Source organism: Microbacterium sp. GbtcB4, assembly GCF_019091465.1.
GTDB classification, from domain to species: Bacteria; Actinomycetota; Actinomycetes; order Actinomycetales; family Microbacteriaceae; genus Microbacterium; species Microbacterium paraoxydans.
In genome coordinates this window covers 1-274 of record NZ_JAGXJJ010000111.1, presented here as the reverse complement: position 1 = coordinate 274, position 274 = coordinate 1, and the positions used below count along the sequence as shown (strand labels likewise).

1 pseudogene is annotated in these 274 nt (G+C 73.7%); it reads right to left on the bottom strand.

Going from position 1 to position 274, the window contains the following annotated elements:
* Window positions 1-200: pseudogene (locus tag KVS71_RS17435) on the bottom strand (sugar phosphate isomerase/epimerase); the annotation flags it as partial.
* Window positions 201-274 lie beyond the last annotated feature (74 nt).

Here is a 274-nt window from a genome sequence, read left to right as displayed (position 1 = left end):
AGGTGCTCCGCGAGGCCCTCCAGCCCGGTCACCCCGTCGAACACCGCCTCCAGCTCATGCGCGTGGTTGTGGTAGCCGCCCCGGACGCCGGCCTCGGCGCCGATCTCCGCCGCCTCGTTGAGCAGCCGGGCCGACTCGACGATCTGATCGATGCGTTCCCAGCGCGCCGGCCCGGTGTAGGGATCGATCACCGTGCCCATGCCGAGCGCCTTCCCGGCCGCGAATACCTCCGCGGGCGAAGGCACGGGGGCCGTGGTGCCGGAGCCGGCAGGGC